Here is a 17,820-nt window from a genome sequence, read left to right as displayed (position 1 = left end):
TCAGCGCAGCTTGTGCCGCATCAATTCGTACAATGCCTCGTAAGGAATGGGACGGCTGAAGTAAAAACCCTGATGAAAATAACACGCATGCTGCAGCAATAGCTTAACCTGCTGCTCCGTTTCCACGCCTTCCGCGATCACAACAAGGCCGAGATTTTTCCCGAGGCCGATAATGGCTTGCACGATTTTCAGGTCGTGCTGATTCTGATCCAGCGTGCGCACAAACGATTTATCGATCTTCAGGATGTCGATCGGCAACTCACGCAGCAACGTCAGCGACGAATAGCCGGTGCCGAAATCATCCAAGGCGATTAAAATTTCCAGACGCTTGATCTCTTCCAGAACCCGGCTGACCCGTTCCATGTCGTTGACGATGGCGCTTTCGGTGATCTCCAGTATCAGCGATTTGGCAGGCAATCCCGTATCGCGCAACACCTGCACGATGGTCTGCGGAAAATCCCGGTTCAATAATTGCCGCGGATTCACATTCACCGACACGTTGACCGGATATCCCAATTGCATGAGTTTGTACGCTGCGGCGCATGAAGTTCTCAATACGATCTCGCCGAGCTGCTCGATCTGGCCGATATCTTCCGCCAGCGGAAGAAATTCGCCCGGCGACAGATAACCGCGCCTGGGATGCAGCCAGCGTACCAGTGCTTCGATGCGCGCGATATGATGCGATCGTGCATCGACGATCGGCTGAAACAACACTTGCAACTCGTCGTTCTTGATTGCGGCGCGCAATTCCCTTTCCAGCTCAAGTTGGTCGCGCGTCCAAACCACCGATGATTCGGCGGAATAAAAACCGAAGTGATTGCCGCCATCCTTTTTGACACGGTACATGGCGGTACCGGCTCTTTCCAGAACCGTCTCGCTGGATAACCCGTCTTCGGGATAAAAACTCACGCCGATACTGGCGGATACGAACACTTCCAAACCGTCGATTTCAAACCGCTGCCGGATGGCATCGAGCATTTTTTGCGCCGTTTCGGGTGCGGAATCTTCCCGCGTCAATCTGCTGGACAGCAAGACGAACTCATCGCCACCCCAGCGCGCCAGGATGCCCTCCGCACCGGCAAATTCGTGCAACCGGCCGGAAACCATTTGCAGTAATTTATCGCCGGCATGATGTCCCATCGCGTCGTTAATTTTCTTAAAATTATCCAGCGTGACAAAAAACACCGTAATGATTTTTCCGCTATGTTGCACTTCTTGAATCAGAGCATCGAATTGCGCCAGCAAGCGCGAGCGGTTCGGTAGTTTGGTCAAGGCATCGTAGCTTTGCTGATGCGCCACCTGCTGCGCCAGCTCCACGCGATCGGTGATATCCGTCATCGCGATCACTGATCCCATCACCGCTTCCCGGTCATCGAACAGCTGATTGCGGGTGATACGCACGGTCCGCTCATTGCCTTGCAGCGTTTTCAGCACGCACTCAACCATGCCAGGCTTACTCAACGCATTGGCAAAGCCATCTTCTCCGGTTCGATCCGGCGGAGAATCACCGTTCGCATCGAATCCCAGAATTTCCGCTAACCGCTTGCCTTTAATGTGCTCGAGCTGAGTGCGCAGAATGTTTTCCGCCCCCTTATTGATGTAAATCACCTGATCCAAAGCATCGGTGATGATGACACCGTCCCCGATCGATTCCAAGGCCACATTGGAGTGCGTTTTACTGAGCCAGAAGGTGCGCAAGAAATCGTTGATGCGCCGCCAGTTCCACAGTGGATACAACGACAGCGTGCCGAGCAAGGCAGCGCCGGGAGGAATCCAGATACGGTACAACTCCAGAATCAGACCGGAAAGAAACAAAGTTGCGGCGATTAACCCCAGCAAGGGCGGAATGGTGAGATTCTTCCTCACCCGGGCGATGACCGCCAAAACAGCGCTCACCCACACAACCGAAATGGCGGTTGTGATCGTTTCGGGAACCGGAAAAATAACACGGCCGGTGGTCAGCATCGAAAACACATTGGCATGCCACTCCACACCCGACATGGGCTGATGATTGAGCGGCGACAGCGGCGTGGCAAAGCGCGCACCCATACCGGTCGCCGTCATGCCGACAATCACCGTCTTGCCTATTAATCCGGCCAGAGCGTCATCGTCGAACAGAACCCGCGCATACGATAGTTTGCGGAAACTACCGGATTCACCGGCATAGGGAATCAGCGCCTCCTGCGCCCGCACCCAATGTCCCGTTTGTTCCTGCATTTGCTCCAGAGCGAGCGATTGATACCCCGCCCGCGCCGCCAGCGGATTGGTCAGCGCCAATCCCAACGCGGGCCATACCGGCACATTGATGCCGGCATACAAAAAAACACGGCGCACCACACCGTCGCTATCCAGTTCGACATCGGTATGCCCCAGCACCGCCTGCTGGGTGAACAACGGCAGCGGCTGCGCCAGCGTCAGCGTATCCGTACCGTCCAATGCCGGCGCTACGGGGAAAATGACACCGCCGTGCGTTGCGATAGCATAAGCCAATAAATGATCGGCCAAGGGATCATTATCCTGCGGCTCGGACAGCAGTAAGTCCAAGGCCACCGCTTTGTTGCCGATCGATCTCAGGCGGTTGATGAGTTCCGCGTGCACGCCTCTGGACCACGGCCAGCGGCCCAGCGCTTTGAAACTTTCGTCGTCGATGGCGACGATGACGATATCGGGATCCTGCGGATATTGTTGCAGGACGGCCATTTTGTCGTACAAGATGTAATCAAAACGTTCCAGTACTTCGGTATAAGCCAAGCCTGCAACAGCGGCAAGCAGAATTACAATGCGCGCGGCAAACGAATAATGCCGCCACGGCTTACCCGCCAGGGTCATATCAATACCAGCAACGGCAGCAACATCAGCAGCATGAACCAGTAGGAAATACCAAAGGGAACGTCAACCGCCTGCGGCTTTCCCCACGGCCCTTGAAAACCGTCCGATTCGATGGTTTTGATGCGGAGATAATAGGTACCGCTGTCCGGTTTTGCGATCGTCAACTGCGAAGCGGCGGTCGATTCTTCATGAATAATATTGGCGAATTCCCGGTCACGCGCAAACTGGAACTGGAAACTCTGACCTTCCTCGGCGGCGCGCCAGGCGAATGTCATTTTGCCATCGTCGAGCTGCGCCTCTCCCACCGCCGGTGCGGGATAGGGTACGCGAAACGCCATCGTGTCACTGAACGGACCGGCGCCTTCATGCGCCGAAACCGAGAAAATGCGCCAGAAATAATGACCGGGAGTGAGCGATTCGGATAACGTCACGCTGTTTTCCTTGACTTCGGGGTTGAAGTAAAGAGCGGTTGAAAAATCGGCATCTTTGCTGATCATGATCGCGTAATGGGATACATCCGCTTGCGCCGCCCATTTGAACTGCTGCTTCTCCGGCTCCGCCATGCCGCCGGGCAGCGGCGCGAGAATAAAAGGCGCTTCCGGATAGGCATTGAGCGAAAAAGGAATGACTGCATCCTTGCCTTCGATCGACAAGCGGTCAATACCGCGGACTCTCAGCCAGTAGTCTCCATCGGGAATCTCGCCGTCGCGGAAAGGCAAACTGGCTGTGGTAAATTCCGATCGCAAATTTTTGAAGTCCCGGTCTGCGGCGATTTGCGCGCGGTACGCGTGCGCGCCCTTTAGCGGACTGAATTTAATCACCAGCGGCAAACTTTGGTAATAATGCGCCGTTCCAGACAGATCCGGCGGCGGCAACAGTTTGACCGGCGATACCGGCGGCATGCCCTGCGCCGTCATCGTGCCAAAACCCGCCGCCACTTTGACATTTCTTTTCTCGCCGGCAACCTCCACGTGACCGCTGAGTACCTCGCTGCTGGTACCCGCTTGCGTTTCGGGTATCCCGACGCGGAAATCCGTACCGCGCACCGAACTGATCGCGGACGGCGTTTTGATCCGGAAGCGCGTGGCTTTTCCAGATTTTTCCGGCACCGTGTTTTCCGTACGCCCCTGCTGCAAATCAATCAGCGTATCGGTCAAACCGTAATCGCCGAAGATGCGCATATTGTCGAAACGCAGCCGGGTATTTTCCTGCACCCGCAGGTGCGAGTTATCGGCAAACTCGACTGTCACGAAAGCATCGTTACCGCTGTGTATTTCATCATCGATCAGCAATTGCATCCCCTGCTCGACCGGCATGCGCTCCTGATCTTTGCGCAGCAACGCAGCAGCACCGTACACACTGATCACCCGCGCCGAGGTATTTTGCACTTTGCTCCACACCACCGGGATGCGCAACTGGGTTCCGGGCGGTATCACATAGGGATTCTGCACCTTGTTAAGCTGCTGCAATTGCGGCACATAGTCCATGCTGTTGAGATGGCGTTCGGTCAGATTCCATAAATTATCGCCGGGCCGGACGGTATAAATCCATTCCTCGGCAACAACCGGAGCCGGTAAAGCCATCAACAAAGCTAACAACAGGCTGTGAATTCTGCCAAAACGATTCATCAATTTTCCTAAGCGCATGCCATTTCCTTGTTGACTGAAGCATCGACGGGTAAAACTATGAATAAAAAGCGCATGATTTTTCTGACACAAAAATACCGTCAGTCTATCGTTAGCTTCGGATATGTTCAATAGGTTGAAATCTTTACAATACTGTAGCTTGTGATGAAATCCTCGAGTATTTTTGCAATTTACCTGTCAGCCAAACCCGGAGGGTACGGCCATCAATGACATTGCAGCCGGATATCCGCGCTCTGCAGAAAGCTTTGCTCGGTGCTGAGATCAACCAGCGTCAAAGGGTGTTCATTCAGCCAGCCGGGTGGGAAATCCAGATTAATCTGGTTCTTGTTCACCTGGATCAGTATCTTCGGCAGACTGGTATTGGAGCGGCTTCTATGCAGCACCACCGCCAGTCTTAACAGGATGCACAAGCGCATGACGGAGGTTCTCATGGCCAGCGCGATCGGCTCGAATTCTTCCACAGGAAACTTGCGCCGGTGGCTGCGCACCAGCATCGCCAGCTGCATCTGCTCCTGCCGTGAAAATCCGGCCAAGTCCGAGTTGGCGGTCAGATAGGCGCCATGCCGGTGATATTGGTTATGCGCGACCGATAAGCCGATTTCATGCAGGTAAGCGCCCCAACGCAACAATTTCAGGTCGTTTTTTTCATCCAATTCCCAAGCGGCTTTTACCTGGTGAAAAAAGTTTTCGGCTGTTTCTTTTACCCGTCCGGCCTGCTCCAAATCAGCACTGTACCTTTGCGCCACCGCCATGATCGTCTGGTCCCGGATGTCTTCATCATGCACCCGGCCGATCAGGTCGTACAGCAAGCCTTCACGCAGCGCACCCTCGGATACGTCGATTTTCTTCAAGTTGAGTGCTTCAAAAATACCGTACAGTATCGCGACGCCGCTGGCAAACACCGGCTTTCTGCGTTCGGATAAACCGACAAAATCGATCAGTGCGCTGTCGCCGATCGCCACCAGCGTATCCAGCAATTTCGTCAGCGCGCCCGCCGTAATACCGGAATCGCACCAGCCTTGCGCTTGTACCACATCGCGGATGGCGATCACGGTACCGGAAGAACCCAAAGCATAATCCCAGCCCATTTTTTTGTACGCCGTTTCCAGCGATTCCAGCTCCTGCATCGCAAACAATACGGCTTTGCGCATTTTTTTGGCTTTTATCTTACCGTCGTCAAAAAACCGCTGACTCATATTGACGCAGCCCATATACAGGCTTTCCGTCTGGTAGGTATCGAACCCCTGGCCGATGATCAATTCCGTGCTGCCGCCACCGATGTCGATCACCAGGCGTTTATTCACTTCATCGTACAGCGTATGCGCGACGCCGGAATAAATGAGCCTGGCTTCTTCACGTCCGGCGATGATTTCGATCGGATGACCCAACGCGTGATGCGCCTGCAGCAAAAAATCCGCACCGTTGCGCGCCTGGCGCAGCGTATTCGTGCCGACCGCGCGTACGTTCACATGGGGAATTTCGCGGATGCGCTGACCAAAGCGCTGCAAGCATTCCAGCGCCTGTTGCATGGATTCCTTTGTCAATTCCTGTTTGTCGTTCAACCCGGAAGCCAGCCTGACCATCTCTTTCATACGATCGATGATCTGCAAGCGGTCATCCGTCCAGTTGGCCACAATCATGTGAAAACTGTTGGAACCCAAATCCACTGCGGCGTAGGATTCATCCATGTTCGGTGCCATAAGGGTGATAATATGTAAGTTAATGAATGGTTTTATAGGTCATCAACAATGCCCAAACACCAGCTGATCATCATGCGGCATGCCAAGTCGGACTGGCGCGAAGGGGACAGGTCCGATTTTGACCGGCCGCTGACCAAGCGCGGCAGGAAAGCCGCCCAGCAAATGGGGCAATGGCTAAAACAGCAGCAATATCGTATCGACCACATCCTATGCTCACCTGCACTGCGGGCAAAACAAACATGCCAAGGGGTCCTGGAGCAATTGGATCTGACTCGGAAAAGCGTACTTTGGGAAAGCAGAATCTACGAAGCATCGTTACCGGACCTGATTGCGCTGATCAACCAATACGGCGAAGGAATTCACACACTCCTGATCATCGGCCACAATCCCGGTCTGGATCAATTACTCTGTCACCTGGCCAAAGAACCTCCGCCTGTCAGCGAATCCGGCAAACTGCTTACCACCGCTGCGGTCGCCGTACTGGATTTTGGTACAGCAACCATTTCGGCAAAAGCTCATCAGGCGCAGATACAGTGTTTGATCAGACCCAAGGAACTATGATTTCTTTTTATCTTTTTTCTTGCCGTTTTTCTTTTTATTTTTATCTTTATTCTTTTTTTTCTTTTCTTTGTCTTTTACTTTTTTCTTGCCGTCTCTGTGCGCTTTCTTCTTACTTTTATCCTTTGTTTCATCCGCTTCGGGCTGATTCGCGATCAAACCGGCAGCAACCTTTGCTTTTACCGCCTTTTTAACCGTAGCTTCAGCGCCACTGCTGGCTGCGCTCGTTTGCTTAACCGCTTTCCCCTGCAAGCAATCCGTTGCTGATTGCTTCACGGCGCGTGCGCGTAAATCTCCGCTGAATCCCGGTATTTTTTGCAACTCGGCCAGACTGAGTGCCGCCAATGCCTCAACCGTTCTGATTTTGTGCTCCGCTAACACTTTGATCGTCGCCGGACCGATTCCTTTGACATCAGTCAACTTCACCATGACCTGACTCCTTTGGGCTGGAAAAACTCATTATAACCACTATTTATTTAACACAACGAACCGGGATAAAAATCTTCACGATCAATGTAATGCCACAATAAAGGCAAGCAGCATCCGCACTACGATTTATTCCTCATTTATTTTTCAACCTATCCTTCAGATTGGCAAAAGGATTGAACGTCGCAACCGCTTCCGTTCGTCCACTATCCATGCGGCCCATGGCATCCTTGAGCTTGGAATGTTCGTGTTCATGACAATAGGTGCACAGGAGCTCCCAGTTGCTGCCATCGGGCGGATTGTCGTCGTGATTGCTGTTCTTGTGATGCACTTCCAATAACTGCAGATTCGTGTGATCGAAGGTGCGGGCACAACCGCCGCAAACCCACGGAAACAGTTTCAGCGCTTGCTCACGGTAGCCTTGCGCGCGTTTTTCGGCATTCCGGCGCGCTTCCAAAACGACTTTATCCAGTTTGCTCATGTCTTTTGCCATCGCTTTGCTTCCTCAATGCCCGGTATACAACCTATCCACTTCAGCCTTATATTTTTCCAGTACTTTGGCGCGCTTTAATTTGAGCGTCGGTGTCTGCAGCCCGTTTTCCACATTCCACGGTTCGTGAATGACCGCCACCCGGCGTATTTTGGCGTAACCCGGAAATCCGCTCGTTTGCGCTGCGATTTTTTCCAGTAAGATTTTCTCCAGCTGATGCTTTTGCTGCTCATTACCCGAATCGTCCGTCAGACCGTAGTGCGCAAAAAGATCCTGCTGCCGGGTTGCATTCAACACAGCCAGGACACTTAAATAGGAGCGCGCTTCACCGATCAGCATCACCTGCTCAAATAGCGGATCATGCAGAATCGCCGTCTCCATATCGGCGGGCGGCACTTTCTCGCCGGTGGACAGCACAATGATTTCTTTCAACCGCCCGGTAATGGTGACATGCCCCTGCGCATCGATCGATGCGATATCGCCGGTATTCAGCCAACCGTCTGGTGAGATCACCGCTTTCGTTGCGTCAGGATTGCCCCAGTACCCCAGCATCACGTTCGGTCCGCGCACCAGCAGTGCATTGTTCTCGCCCAGCTTGACCATCACGCCGGGAATCGGCAAACCGACGCTGGCAGGTACGTTATCGCTGACCCGGTTGGCACACACCACCGGACTGCTCTCCGTCATGCCGTAACCTTGCAGCACCGGCAAGCCAAGGCCGATAAAGATGCGCGAAACCTCAGGCGACAAAGCGGCGCCGCCACTCATGACCATGCGCAAATGTCCGCCCATTTTGCCCAGCACCTTGCCGGCCACCAGCCGCTCGAGTATTGGCCACAACACATGCGACAAGCGCTGGTACCCCCTGCCTTGCTGGAGTTCAAAGCGGCTGTAGCCCACCTCAACCGCAAAGTTGAATAGCCAGCGCGCAAAACCGGAACCCTCAGCAAGTTTTGTCCGGATGCCTGAATAAACCCGTTCGTAGATACGCGGCACCGAAATCAGCAAGGTAGGACGAACGGTTAGCAAATCTTCTTGCAATTGCGGAATCGAACGTGCATAGGCAATTGTGGCGCCCGCCATCATCGGCACGTAATAACCCGACGTACGCTCGAAAGTATGCGACAGTGGCAAAAAGGACAGCAGCAAATCTTCCGGCATTACCGGAATCACTTGTAAGCAGCTAGAAGCATTGCTCAAAATATTATGATGACTGAGCATCACGCCTTTGGGACGGCCCGAGGTGCCGGAGGTATAAATGATCGTGGCCAGCGCATGCGGATCGTCGGGGATATGCTGGACATCGCCAGCGTGCACCGCCACCCAATCCGTCGCCGCCACGACACGGACATTGTCGCAGGCATCGATGCTATCCGGCTCAAAAGGCCTAAGAATCACAACCCGCTGCAATCCCTCTATTTCATCGTGAATGGTCAGAAACTGCTGCCATTGATGCGAGTTATCCAGCAACAGCAATTTAACGTCGGCATCATTGATAACGTACGCGGCGTTCTCAACCCGGTCGTCGGTGTACAAAGGAATCACCACTAATCCGAGACCCAGCGCCGCTTGTTCGAACATCACCCATTCCGGGCAATTTTTCATCATCACCGCGACGCGGTCCCCCGCAGCGAGCGACTCCTTAAGCAACGCGGCTTGCCAGCGTGCCACCCAATGGTTCATTTGCTCCCAGGTATAGCTTGCCCATTCTTCGCTGATCGGATTGAAATAGCGGTACGCTGCTTTTTGCGGCGAACGCTGCACGCGTTCTTTAAAAAGACCATCCAGCGTTTTTGCTGCTTCCAGTGAAATGATACTTGTCGTTTCAGCTTGCTCTGCTTGCATACTGTTCCTTTTTATACCGGGATTTCTGTCAGTGTTCTTATGTTTTCAGTTCACGTCATTCCCTGTCTTGCTCATCTTCGCCACCGCCCTCGTCTGAAGAAATGCTTTCCACTACTTCGGCAGCCGCAGCGGCCGCGGCACTCACCGCTGCAACAAAACTAGCAGCACCGACACCGGCGGCGCTCGCCACATGACTGATTGCTCCGGAAATTCCCGTGTCTGTTCTTGTTTCGTGACCGAAATCAGGCGGAAAATCGTCCACTTTAACCACCCGGCCGCGCAGATCCTTCAATTTATTTAGCAGATCCGCTTCTTCCTGCGTGATGATGTTCAACTGCACTGCTTGCGCAATTTGCCCGTCGCCGTGATCGGTGATTTTGTGTTGTTTGACCGCTTCGCGCAGTTTGGCTTCGATGGCGCTGCACTCAATCACACAGCGCAAAGCTTGTTCCAAGTCTGCCATCGGCTCGTTATCCGCTGTCGGCACAAAAACCCCGGCGGTCAACCGGTCGCGCACAGCACCCGGTTCCATCAGCAAGCGGGCAACCTCATGCGCCAGCGCATCGGACGGTGGTCTGCAGCGTTTGCCGAGCGGGAACACCAGCGCACGCAACAACCAGATAAGCGCAATATGCGCCGGGAAATTGGTCAGAAACTCATCGAACGCTTGCTGCAGGCGATACAAAGCATCTTGCATGGACCAATGCAGCAGCGGCAAATCCGCAGCGGGACGGCCGTCATCCTCAAACCGCTTCAACGTGGCTGAGCACAAATACAGCAAACTCAGAATATCCCCCAAGCGCGCGGACAATCGCTCCTTGCGTTTGAGCGAGCCGCCCAAGCGCATCAGTCCGATATCGGCGATGCACGCAAAGCTGGCAGAGAAACGCGCCAATTGGCGGTAGTAAGCCGCCGTCTCCGCTGCGCAGTTTTCCGGTGCATTGTCTTTGATATAGTCGCCGAATAGCGCATAAACCAGAGCATTTGCCGTATTGCGCAGGGTAAACTTGGCATGCCCGATCAACGCTTCATCAAACGCCAGCGATGCGCTGTCCGGATTGTTATCATGCGTCGCATTGACTTCTTTCAGCAGATAAGGATGGCATCGGATCGCGCCCTGGCCGAATATGATCATGTTGCGCGTCAGAATGTTGGCGCCTTCCACGGTGATGCTGACCGGGATCTGCTGATAGGTGCGCCCCAGATAGTTTCTCGGACCGATACAAATGGCTTTGCCGCCGTGTATGTCCATCGCGTCATTGATCGCCTGGCGCCCGCGCTCTGTCAGATGATATTTGACGATGGCCGAAGCGACAGAAGGCTTTTCGCCCAGATCGACCGCGCTGGCAGTCATAACACGCGCGGCGTCCATCATGTAGGTATTGCCGCCGATGCGCGCCAGTGCCTCCTCAATTCCTTCAAAATAACCGATCGGCGTTTTGAATTGCGTGCGCACGCGGCTATAGGCACCCGAAGTGCGCGCCGCCAATTTTGCCGCGCCCACACTAGTGGCCGGCAGGGAAATGGCGCGCCCAACCGACAGGCAGTTCATCAGCATACGCCATCCCTGTCCGACGCCTTCCTGCCCGCCAATGATCCAATCCATCGGAATGAACACTTCCTTACCCCAGTTCGGGCCATTCTGGAATGCGCCATTGAGCGGATAATGACGCCGCCCGATATGAACGCCCGGTGTATTGGTCGGAATCAACGCCAGCGTGATGCCCAGGTCTTCGCCTTTGCCCAGCAACCGGTCCGGATCGTACAACTTGAACGCCAGCCCCAAAATAGTCGCAACCGGACCCAAGGTGATGTAGCGTTTCTCCCAGGTTACCTTCATCCCCAGCACATCGGTTTTACCGTCGTACTCGCCGCGGCAGACAATGCCAAAATCCGGCATAGCACCGGCATCCGATCCCGCTTCCGGTGAAGTCAGCGCAAAGCAAGGAACTTCCAAGCCCTTGGCCAGACGCGGCAAATAGTACTCTTTTTGTTTCTCGGTGCCATAATGCAGCAGCAACTCGGCTGGTCCCAAGGAATTCGGCACCATCACCGTGACCGCTCCCGTGCCGCTACGCGAACCGATTTTCATCACGACTTCGGAATGCGCCAGCGCCGAAAAACCGTAACCGCCGTATTGCTTGGGAATGATCAAACCGAAGAAACCATTCTCTTTGATGAATTGCCACACTTCCGGCGGCAGATCCTTCAGTTCATGCGTAATCTTCCATTCGTCGAGCATGGCGCACAATTGCTCCACCGGACCATCGAGAAACGCCTGTTCCTCCGCGCTCAATTGCGGTTTGGGATACGCCAGCAGTTTTTTCCAATCCGGCTTGCCGCTGAATAACTCGCCTTCCCACCAAACCGTGCCAGCATCCAACGCTTCCTGCTCCGTTTGCGATATCTGCGGCAGCATTTTGCGGAAAATTTTCAGTATCGGATTGGAAACCAAATGGCGGCGTATGACTGGAACAGCCAAAATCACACCGGCGACAGCAACGATAAACAGGATGACATAGAAGAGAAACAGGAGCATGGCAATCTTCCTCGTAGTGAGTTAAGCCCGGTCAAGCTCGGTACATGATGACACGGTGTTGTACAAGACTTCGATCAGGCGTGTAAAATCCGGCAATCTTCTCAAAGAGCTTACAGTCTCAAATTTACATGATAATCGTTCAAATCCCTACTGTAACGCTGAAGTATTATGACGCGTTTGTTGTGTATTTCATACACCCAGGCCGCCGTCAATTTTTAACTTGTTAAATTCAGGAAAAAATCATGTCCGATGACACACTGTCGCTTGCGCAAACACTGATAGCCCGCCGTTCACTCACCCCTGCCGATGACGGTTGCCAGGAAATTCTGATCGAGCGGCTGGAAAAACTCAGTTTCCACATCGAAAGAATGCGCTTCGGCGAAGTCGATAATCTCTGGGCGCGGCGCGGCGATGCGGCACCGGTACTGTGTTTCGCCGGACATACCGACGTTGTGCCGACCGGCCCGCTGGAACAATGGGACAGCGAGCCGTTCACCCCAACCATCCGGGATGGCAAGTTATATGGGCGCGGCGCTGCCGACATGAAATCGTCGCTGGCCGCTTTTATCACCGCTATTGAAGCTTTTGTCGCACAACATGCCAATCATCAAGGGTCGATCGCCCTGCTGATCACCTCCGACGAGGAAGGCGTTGCGGTCGACGGCACGGTCAAAGTAGTCGAAACGCTCAAAGCACGCGGCGAATTGCTGGATTATTGCATTGTCGGCGAACCGACCTGTACCGACACGCTGGGCGACACCATCAAAAACGGCCGGCGCGGCTCCTTATCCGGCAATCTGACGATCAAGGGCATCCAAGGCCATATCGCGTATCCGCATCTGGCGAAAAACCCGATTCATCTGGCCGCACCTGCGATTGCGGAATTGGCGCAAACCGAATGGGATCAAGGCAACGAATATTTCCCGCCAACCACCTGGCACATTTCCAACATCCACGGCGGCACCGGCGCCACCAACGTCATCCCTGGCACACTCAACTTATTGTTCAATTTCCGTTTCTCCACCGCCAGCACGGTCGAATCGCTCAAAGCCCGCGTGCATGAAATTCTTGATAAACATGGCTTGGACTATGATTTGCAATGGGAACTGTCGGGCAAACCGTTTCTCACGCCCAAGGCGGAACTAGCCGATGCCATGCATGCCGCTATCGTCGAAGTCACCAACATCGAACCGCAGTTGTCCACCTCCGGCGGCACATCGGACGGCCGCTTTATCGCCGATATCTGCGCGCAAGTCATCGAATTCGGCCCACGCAATGCCACCATCCACAAATTGAACGAACACGTGACCGTGGATGATCTCGGTAAGCTATCGAGAATTTACCAGTTAATCATGGAGAACTTGCTGATCGATAAAACTGCCGCGGCCGATTCAGATACCGATGGTTTTTGGAATAAATTGAAGAAGTATTTTTCTTTTGGGTGAAATGATATTTGTAAGGCCGTGCGTTACTTGCGCTGGGGGAAACAAAATGTGTGTTTATACTTTATATTCAGAACCACTCCAAGACTAAATCTATTAAATAATAAGAACCTAACAAGATTCAACCAAACCATATGACATTCTATTATGGTACTCACGTCCGTTTGAAGGAAATTACAATTCTTCTTAACAGAGCGAATTCTATCGCTGGAAATGTGGAGAATCTTACGGTATACCTCGATGGAGATGATTACTCGCAAAACAATTCCATTCGTAAAGACTTCTATTTTCCAGCATTTTTCTGGCGAAAAGGAGATTCTGTTAAGTTTGTGCCATCCAAGATTGCAGCATTAATGAATGACCCAAATGTCACACATTTTATTTGGTTATCGAAATCTCTTCTTGATGGAGAGGATATTCACATTCTTTGGGTTTACAGTCATGAATTACGCCATTTTATGCAAGATTACGGAACAGTCGATACCATAAAAATCAAGTCATTCCTTTCCGAACTACACAACCAGGAAGGTTTTTCTGGAAAAGGTACTCAGCTCGAAATTCCGAACGAACTTGATGCTGAGTTGTTTGCAAAATCGACAGTAAAAGCGGTATTCGGACATACGATGCTTTCGGACTACATTTCCTTGAAGTGTAAAGAGCAGAACGGTGATTCGTATTTCCAGCGCTTTGAGTACCTCGAAAAATTGCTCTCAGTTAAATGAAATACTCTATCGTGCTTCGCTTGCTACTGACCGATAGATTATTACCAGCGTTAGTCGTCAAGAATAAAGGAGTACAACAATGACAACCGATAAGAATTCGCTTGAGCACTGGGCAAATGTATTTGCTCAATCTAGCATTGAAGAATTGATAGTTTACTGCGTAGAACTCGGTATACCAGCACCTTTAGAAAAACTTGGAGCTCTACAGAAGCGCTTTATTGACATCGCATTCCATGAAAAGGAAACCCCGCACAACGTCAGGAGTGTTGCCGCTTCGTGGATCCGTGCACTTGAATCTGTTGCCATCGTTTCTTTTCATGAGCAACCCGAATTTCTAAATATATTTATGAATGCAAGAGATCAACTCATGGAACATGCTATTGAGTATGGGTATGGCACAGCAATTTACCAATTAAGTATCAACGGGAATGAGATATGGAACATCTTTGCAGACAATGAAACACCAGAAACTCAGCAGGTAAAAGAACGACGCACTTATCTAATCCACACAGCATTTGGTCGCGCTGAAGATGTGCCAGAGGAATAGCGCAAGAATCAAGCATTCATCAATATAACCTGCACGCCCATAAACTAATCTATCCACCGGACATCAGCAGCATGCAATTATTGATGCCCTTTATGCCCCAGCCTAGCTATTTCCAATTTTAATTACAAATACATGCAGGGAATGTCAAACTAAAATCTTGATAAACCAGTACCAGATTTGCCCAGTTTGGCAAGCAGTTTGGTTCGATCAACAACTGCCTACAATAAATCAAATTCAGTCAATCAACATCAGAAAATGATGATTAATTTCTGAAATTGTCAGATCAGGTGTGAGTCACCTCAGCTAAGATTGCTTTTATCTCATCCAACATAGCGCGATGATCCAAATAATCAATCGCAATCGGAAACACGGCATTGTTAATGACCAGTCGCAAAGACGGATAGGAATAGACATCCATGCTTCTTGCTAGCTGAATTTGATGCTGTAGTTCATTTTCTATCGCCGGGCTTTTCAGGTCTTCGCTAAAGGTTTCTGCATCCAATCCAATTTCACGGGCGCAAGCTTGTAAGGTTTCCGGTAGTGATGGATTCTTTGCTTGCTGGTAATAGGCAGTCTGAATGGCGTGTATCATTTCCGGTTCAGCTTCCGTGCGTTGCATTTTGGCTGCCAGAACGGCCCGGCAAGCCGGATAAGTTGAGCGGATCGGCGTATTGCGCGACCAAAAATCCCAGTTGAAGTGAACGCCGGGAACGGTTTGCTCGATGCGTCGCCATGCCTGTTGCACCATTTTTTGCGTTGCGAGCGGCATCGGTTCCGTGGTATCCGGCGCCAGGCCGCCAACGAGGTAAACAATTTCCATATTTCGCGGCAGATCCTGTTGCAAGGCAGTCCAGCTTTGGCTGAAGGCGTAACACCAGCTGCACATGGGGTCATGAATGTAAAAAATTTGCGGAGCACTCATTGCAAGCGTTTAAAGAAGAAAGTTCTGCCATGTTATCGTCAAAAGCACGGAAATCCTAGCAATCGTCACTTAAGAAAAAACATCCGCGATTGCTGTAAAATTCCCTTTTGTTCACGTTTGAATTGATGCCCGTCATTATGCCGCACGCTCTACGAAAATCACTCACAAGAATCGCGCTGATCGCTGCGCTATTGCTATTCAGCGGTTGCAGCATGCTGCGTCTGAGCTATGACAACGGGCCGCAGCTGGCTTGGTGGTGGCTCGACGGGTATGTCGATTTCAGCCGGGAACAAGCACCGCACGCCAAACACGCCATTCACCAATGGTTCGGCTGGCACCGCGCCACCCAGTTGCCGGAATACGCGGATTGGTTAGCCGCGATACGCAGCCGGATCGACGGCGAGTTGACACCTACGCAAGTCTGTAACTGGTCCGACGAGCTGCAAAATATCATCGCACCCGCTTTCGATCACGCCGTGCGCCTCGGCACACCGGTGGCCTTGCGCTTGAGTGAAACGCAATGGCGTCATCTCGAAAAACGTTATGCCAAGAGTAACGAAGAGCTGCGCGCGGATTTCCTGCAACCCGATCCCGAAGACCGGCTGCGCGCATCGATCAAGCGGACTATCAAACGCGTTGAGAATCTTTATGGCGATATTGATAAAGCCCAGCGGCGCTTCATCATCGCCAGCCTTGAAGCTTCCCCTTTCAACCCGGAGACATGGCTGACCGAACGCCAGCGGCGGCAACAGGAAACCCTGCGAACACTGCGCCAGCTTGCCGCCGAGTCCGCCGCACCCGAACTGGCCACGGCTTCATTACGCAAACTGATTGAACACACGCACCGTTCCGACAATCCGGACTACCGGGCTTACCAATTGAAATTAGCCGAACACACCTGCGGCTTTATCGCGCGCATGCACAACAGCACCACGCCAGCACAGCGGCGGCATGCACACGATAAGCTCAAAGGCTGGGAGACGGATTTTCGTGCATTGGTGATTGATAACCGCTTGCAGACTGCTTTGGAGTAGCGAGCTGCGGCCACTGGATAAATCCGGAATCCGGCTGGAGGAAGGGTGATTGTGCTAGTCAGACAATGATACTAACAAGCGCAATGTCCTTTGCCATCGTTCTCTACGCAATCGTCTCCCCCACGCTCTCCGGAGCAATTGTACGAAGCCCAGTCTTTAAAATTATGCTTGCTCGTGCCATATACTTTCTTACCTTGGCAATCCGAGTTCTTAAAAAAATAACAGGCACGCTGGATTATTTTTGTTTGTGTAACCATTGGAAGCGGTTGATAGGAAAAACTCACCTTCCTTTGTGCCGGAGAAGATTGCATGTCGCCTTCCATTTCGGAACACTCAGCACATTTCTTTTGAATCGATGGCTGATTTCCACCGCCCATCTGCAATGCTTTCGCCCCCATCACGTCCGCTTCATGTTCCAGTCCCTTGTCATCATTAACAGGAACGCCATCTTTCATCTGCATCGTCGGCTGAACGCGACCTTGCGCTTGCTGCACCACATGCCAAGCCTCATGAGGCAAATGTTGTTCCTGCCCCGGCGCGACATGGATGTCGGTGCCCTGCGCATAGGCAAGCGCGTTGAGTTGCGCCGGTTGCGACGAATTGTAATGAACCCGCACGGAATCCATCGACATACCGGACAATGACTCAATACCGGACTTCAGATTATCTGGCAGGCCGGTGTCGTTGGGTTTTGCTGAGGATTGCTCTTTCAATTGTGCGGGAGAATCCGTAACCGCTTTTTTCTGTAACTCTTCTTCCTCGACTCGTTGGGCCGGCTCGGATTTGGATTTCTTTTGCAGCGATTCGTCTTCCTCGATGCGCTGCACGGATTCATCAGATAAAAACTTGCGCTGCGCCAGCATGCGCGAGCTGCCGCGCATCTGCTGACTGATCTTCCGTTGCGCGATGGCTTGCGGAGAATTGGCCATGACGGTGATCATTTGCCTCTGGGCAGCTGTCGATTCGCGATTATCTACAAAAGCTTGATGAACAGATGAAATAGCTGCCACAGCAACAGGATTGCGCGTTTGTTGCCGCTCTGATTCAGCTGGTAATGATCGTTTCATACTAACCTCCGTTATATCTTGGTAGCGCTAACCAATATCTTGGTGATGCATAA

At 52.3% G+C, this 17,820-nt stretch carries 13 protein-coding genes and 1 pseudogene; 5 read left to right on the top strand and 9 right to left on the bottom strand.

The window, feature by feature from the left end:
- From HRU78_02465 to ppx, 3 genes are all read right to left on the bottom strand, one after another.
- Entirely contained in the window at positions 1 to 2,829 is a 2,829-nt protein-coding gene (locus HRU78_02465; protein QOJ22646.1) for an EAL domain-containing protein, read from the bottom strand.
- On the bottom strand, positions 2,826 to 4,475 hold the full coding sequence (locus tag HRU78_02460; protein ID QOJ22645.1) for a FecR domain-containing protein: 1,650 nt from the start codon (positions 4,473 to 4,475) through the stop codon (positions 2,826 to 2,828). The genes HRU78_02465 and HRU78_02460 overlap by 4 nt, the downstream gene beginning before the upstream one ends.
- Positions 4,476 to 4,678: 203 nt before the next feature.
- Positions 4,679 to 6,163, bottom strand: a complete 1,485-nt coding sequence (ppx, locus tag HRU78_02455) for an exopolyphosphatase (protein ID QOJ22644.1) — start codon at positions 6,161 to 6,163, stop codon at positions 4,679 to 4,681.
- A gap of 60 nt (positions 6,164 to 6,223) precedes the next feature.
- On the opposite strand from ppx, the gene sixA reads away from it, so the two are divergent.
- Positions 6,224 to 6,736, top strand: a complete 513-nt coding sequence (sixA, locus tag HRU78_02450; protein ID QOJ22643.1) for a phosphohistidine phosphatase SixA — start codon at positions 6,224 to 6,226, stop codon at positions 6,734 to 6,736.
- On the opposite strand, the gene HRU78_02445 is transcribed toward sixA, so the two are convergent.
- From HRU78_02445 to HRU78_02430, 4 genes and pseudogenes are all read right to left on the bottom strand, one after another.
- Positions 6,731 to 7,162 carry a helix-hairpin-helix domain-containing protein gene (locus tag HRU78_02445; GenBank protein QOJ22642.1) on the bottom strand — a complete coding sequence of 144 codons (432 nt, stop codon included), beginning with the start codon at positions 7,160 to 7,162 and terminating at the stop codon, positions 6,731 to 6,733. The two genes, sixA and HRU78_02445, sit on opposite strands and share 6 nt — an antisense overlap.
- Before the next feature lie 133 nt (positions 7,163 to 7,295).
- Positions 7,296 to 7,652 carry an HNH nuclease family protein gene (locus HRU78_02440; protein QOJ22641.1) on the bottom strand — a complete coding sequence of 119 codons (357 nt, stop codon included), beginning with the start codon at positions 7,650 to 7,652 and terminating at the stop codon, positions 7,296 to 7,298.
- A gap of 12 nt (positions 7,653 to 7,664) precedes the next feature.
- Positions 7,665 to 9,494, bottom strand: coding sequence for a long-chain fatty acid--CoA ligase (locus HRU78_02435; protein QOJ22640.1), 1,830 nt, complete (start codon positions 9,492 to 9,494; stop codon positions 7,665 to 7,667).
- Between the two features lie 223 nt (positions 9,495 to 9,717).
- Positions 9,718 to 12,033, bottom strand: a pseudogene (locus tag HRU78_02430) (acyl-CoA dehydrogenase).
- A 242-nt stretch (positions 12,034 to 12,275) separates the two neighbouring features.
- Between HRU78_02430 and dapE the strand changes: the two are divergent.
- From dapE to HRU78_02415, 3 genes are all read left to right on the top strand, one after another.
- Positions 12,276 to 13,478, top strand: coding sequence for a succinyl-diaminopimelate desuccinylase (gene dapE, locus HRU78_02425; GenBank protein ID QOJ22639.1), 1,203 nt, complete (start codon positions 12,276 to 12,278; stop codon positions 13,476 to 13,478).
- 161 nt (positions 13,479 to 13,639) lie between these two features.
- Complete coding sequence (locus HRU78_02420) at positions 13,640 to 14,197, top strand: hypothetical protein (GenBank protein ID QOJ22638.1); 558 nt, start codon at positions 13,640 to 13,642, stop codon at positions 14,195 to 14,197.
- A 79-nt stretch (positions 14,198 to 14,276) separates the two neighbouring features.
- Positions 14,277 to 14,744, top strand: a complete 468-nt coding sequence (locus HRU78_02415; protein QOJ22637.1) for a hypothetical protein — start codon at positions 14,277 to 14,279, stop codon at positions 14,742 to 14,744.
- Positions 14,745 to 15,027: 283 nt separating this feature from the next.
- On the opposite strand, the gene HRU78_02410 is transcribed toward HRU78_02415, so the two are convergent.
- Positions 15,028 to 15,630 carry a DsbA family protein gene (locus HRU78_02410; protein ID QOJ22636.1) on the bottom strand — a complete coding sequence of 201 codons (603 nt, stop codon included), beginning with the start codon at positions 15,628 to 15,630 and terminating at the stop codon, positions 15,028 to 15,030.
- Positions 15,631 to 15,803: 173 nt separating this feature from the next.
- On the opposite strand from HRU78_02410, the gene HRU78_02405 reads away from it, so the two are divergent.
- Positions 15,804 to 16,700, top strand: coding sequence for a hypothetical protein (locus tag HRU78_02405; protein QOJ22635.1), 897 nt, complete (start codon positions 15,804 to 15,806; stop codon positions 16,698 to 16,700).
- A 71-nt stretch (positions 16,701 to 16,771) separates the two neighbouring features.
- On the opposite strand, the gene HRU78_02400 is transcribed toward HRU78_02405, so the two are convergent.
- Positions 16,772 to 17,629 carry a DUF4157 domain-containing protein gene (locus HRU78_02400; GenBank protein ID QOJ24883.1) on the bottom strand — a complete coding sequence of 286 codons (858 nt, stop codon included), beginning with the start codon at positions 17,627 to 17,629 and terminating at the stop codon, positions 16,772 to 16,774.
- Between the last annotated feature and the right edge of the window lie 191 nt (positions 17,630 to 17,820).

Source organism: Gammaproteobacteria bacterium, from assembly GCA_015709635.1.
Lineage (GTDB): Bacteria > Pseudomonadota > Gammaproteobacteria > Burkholderiales > Nitrosomonadaceae > Nitrosomonas.
Note: the sequence above shows the minus strand (reverse complement) of the source record. Positions and strands in the feature narration are given on the sequence as shown.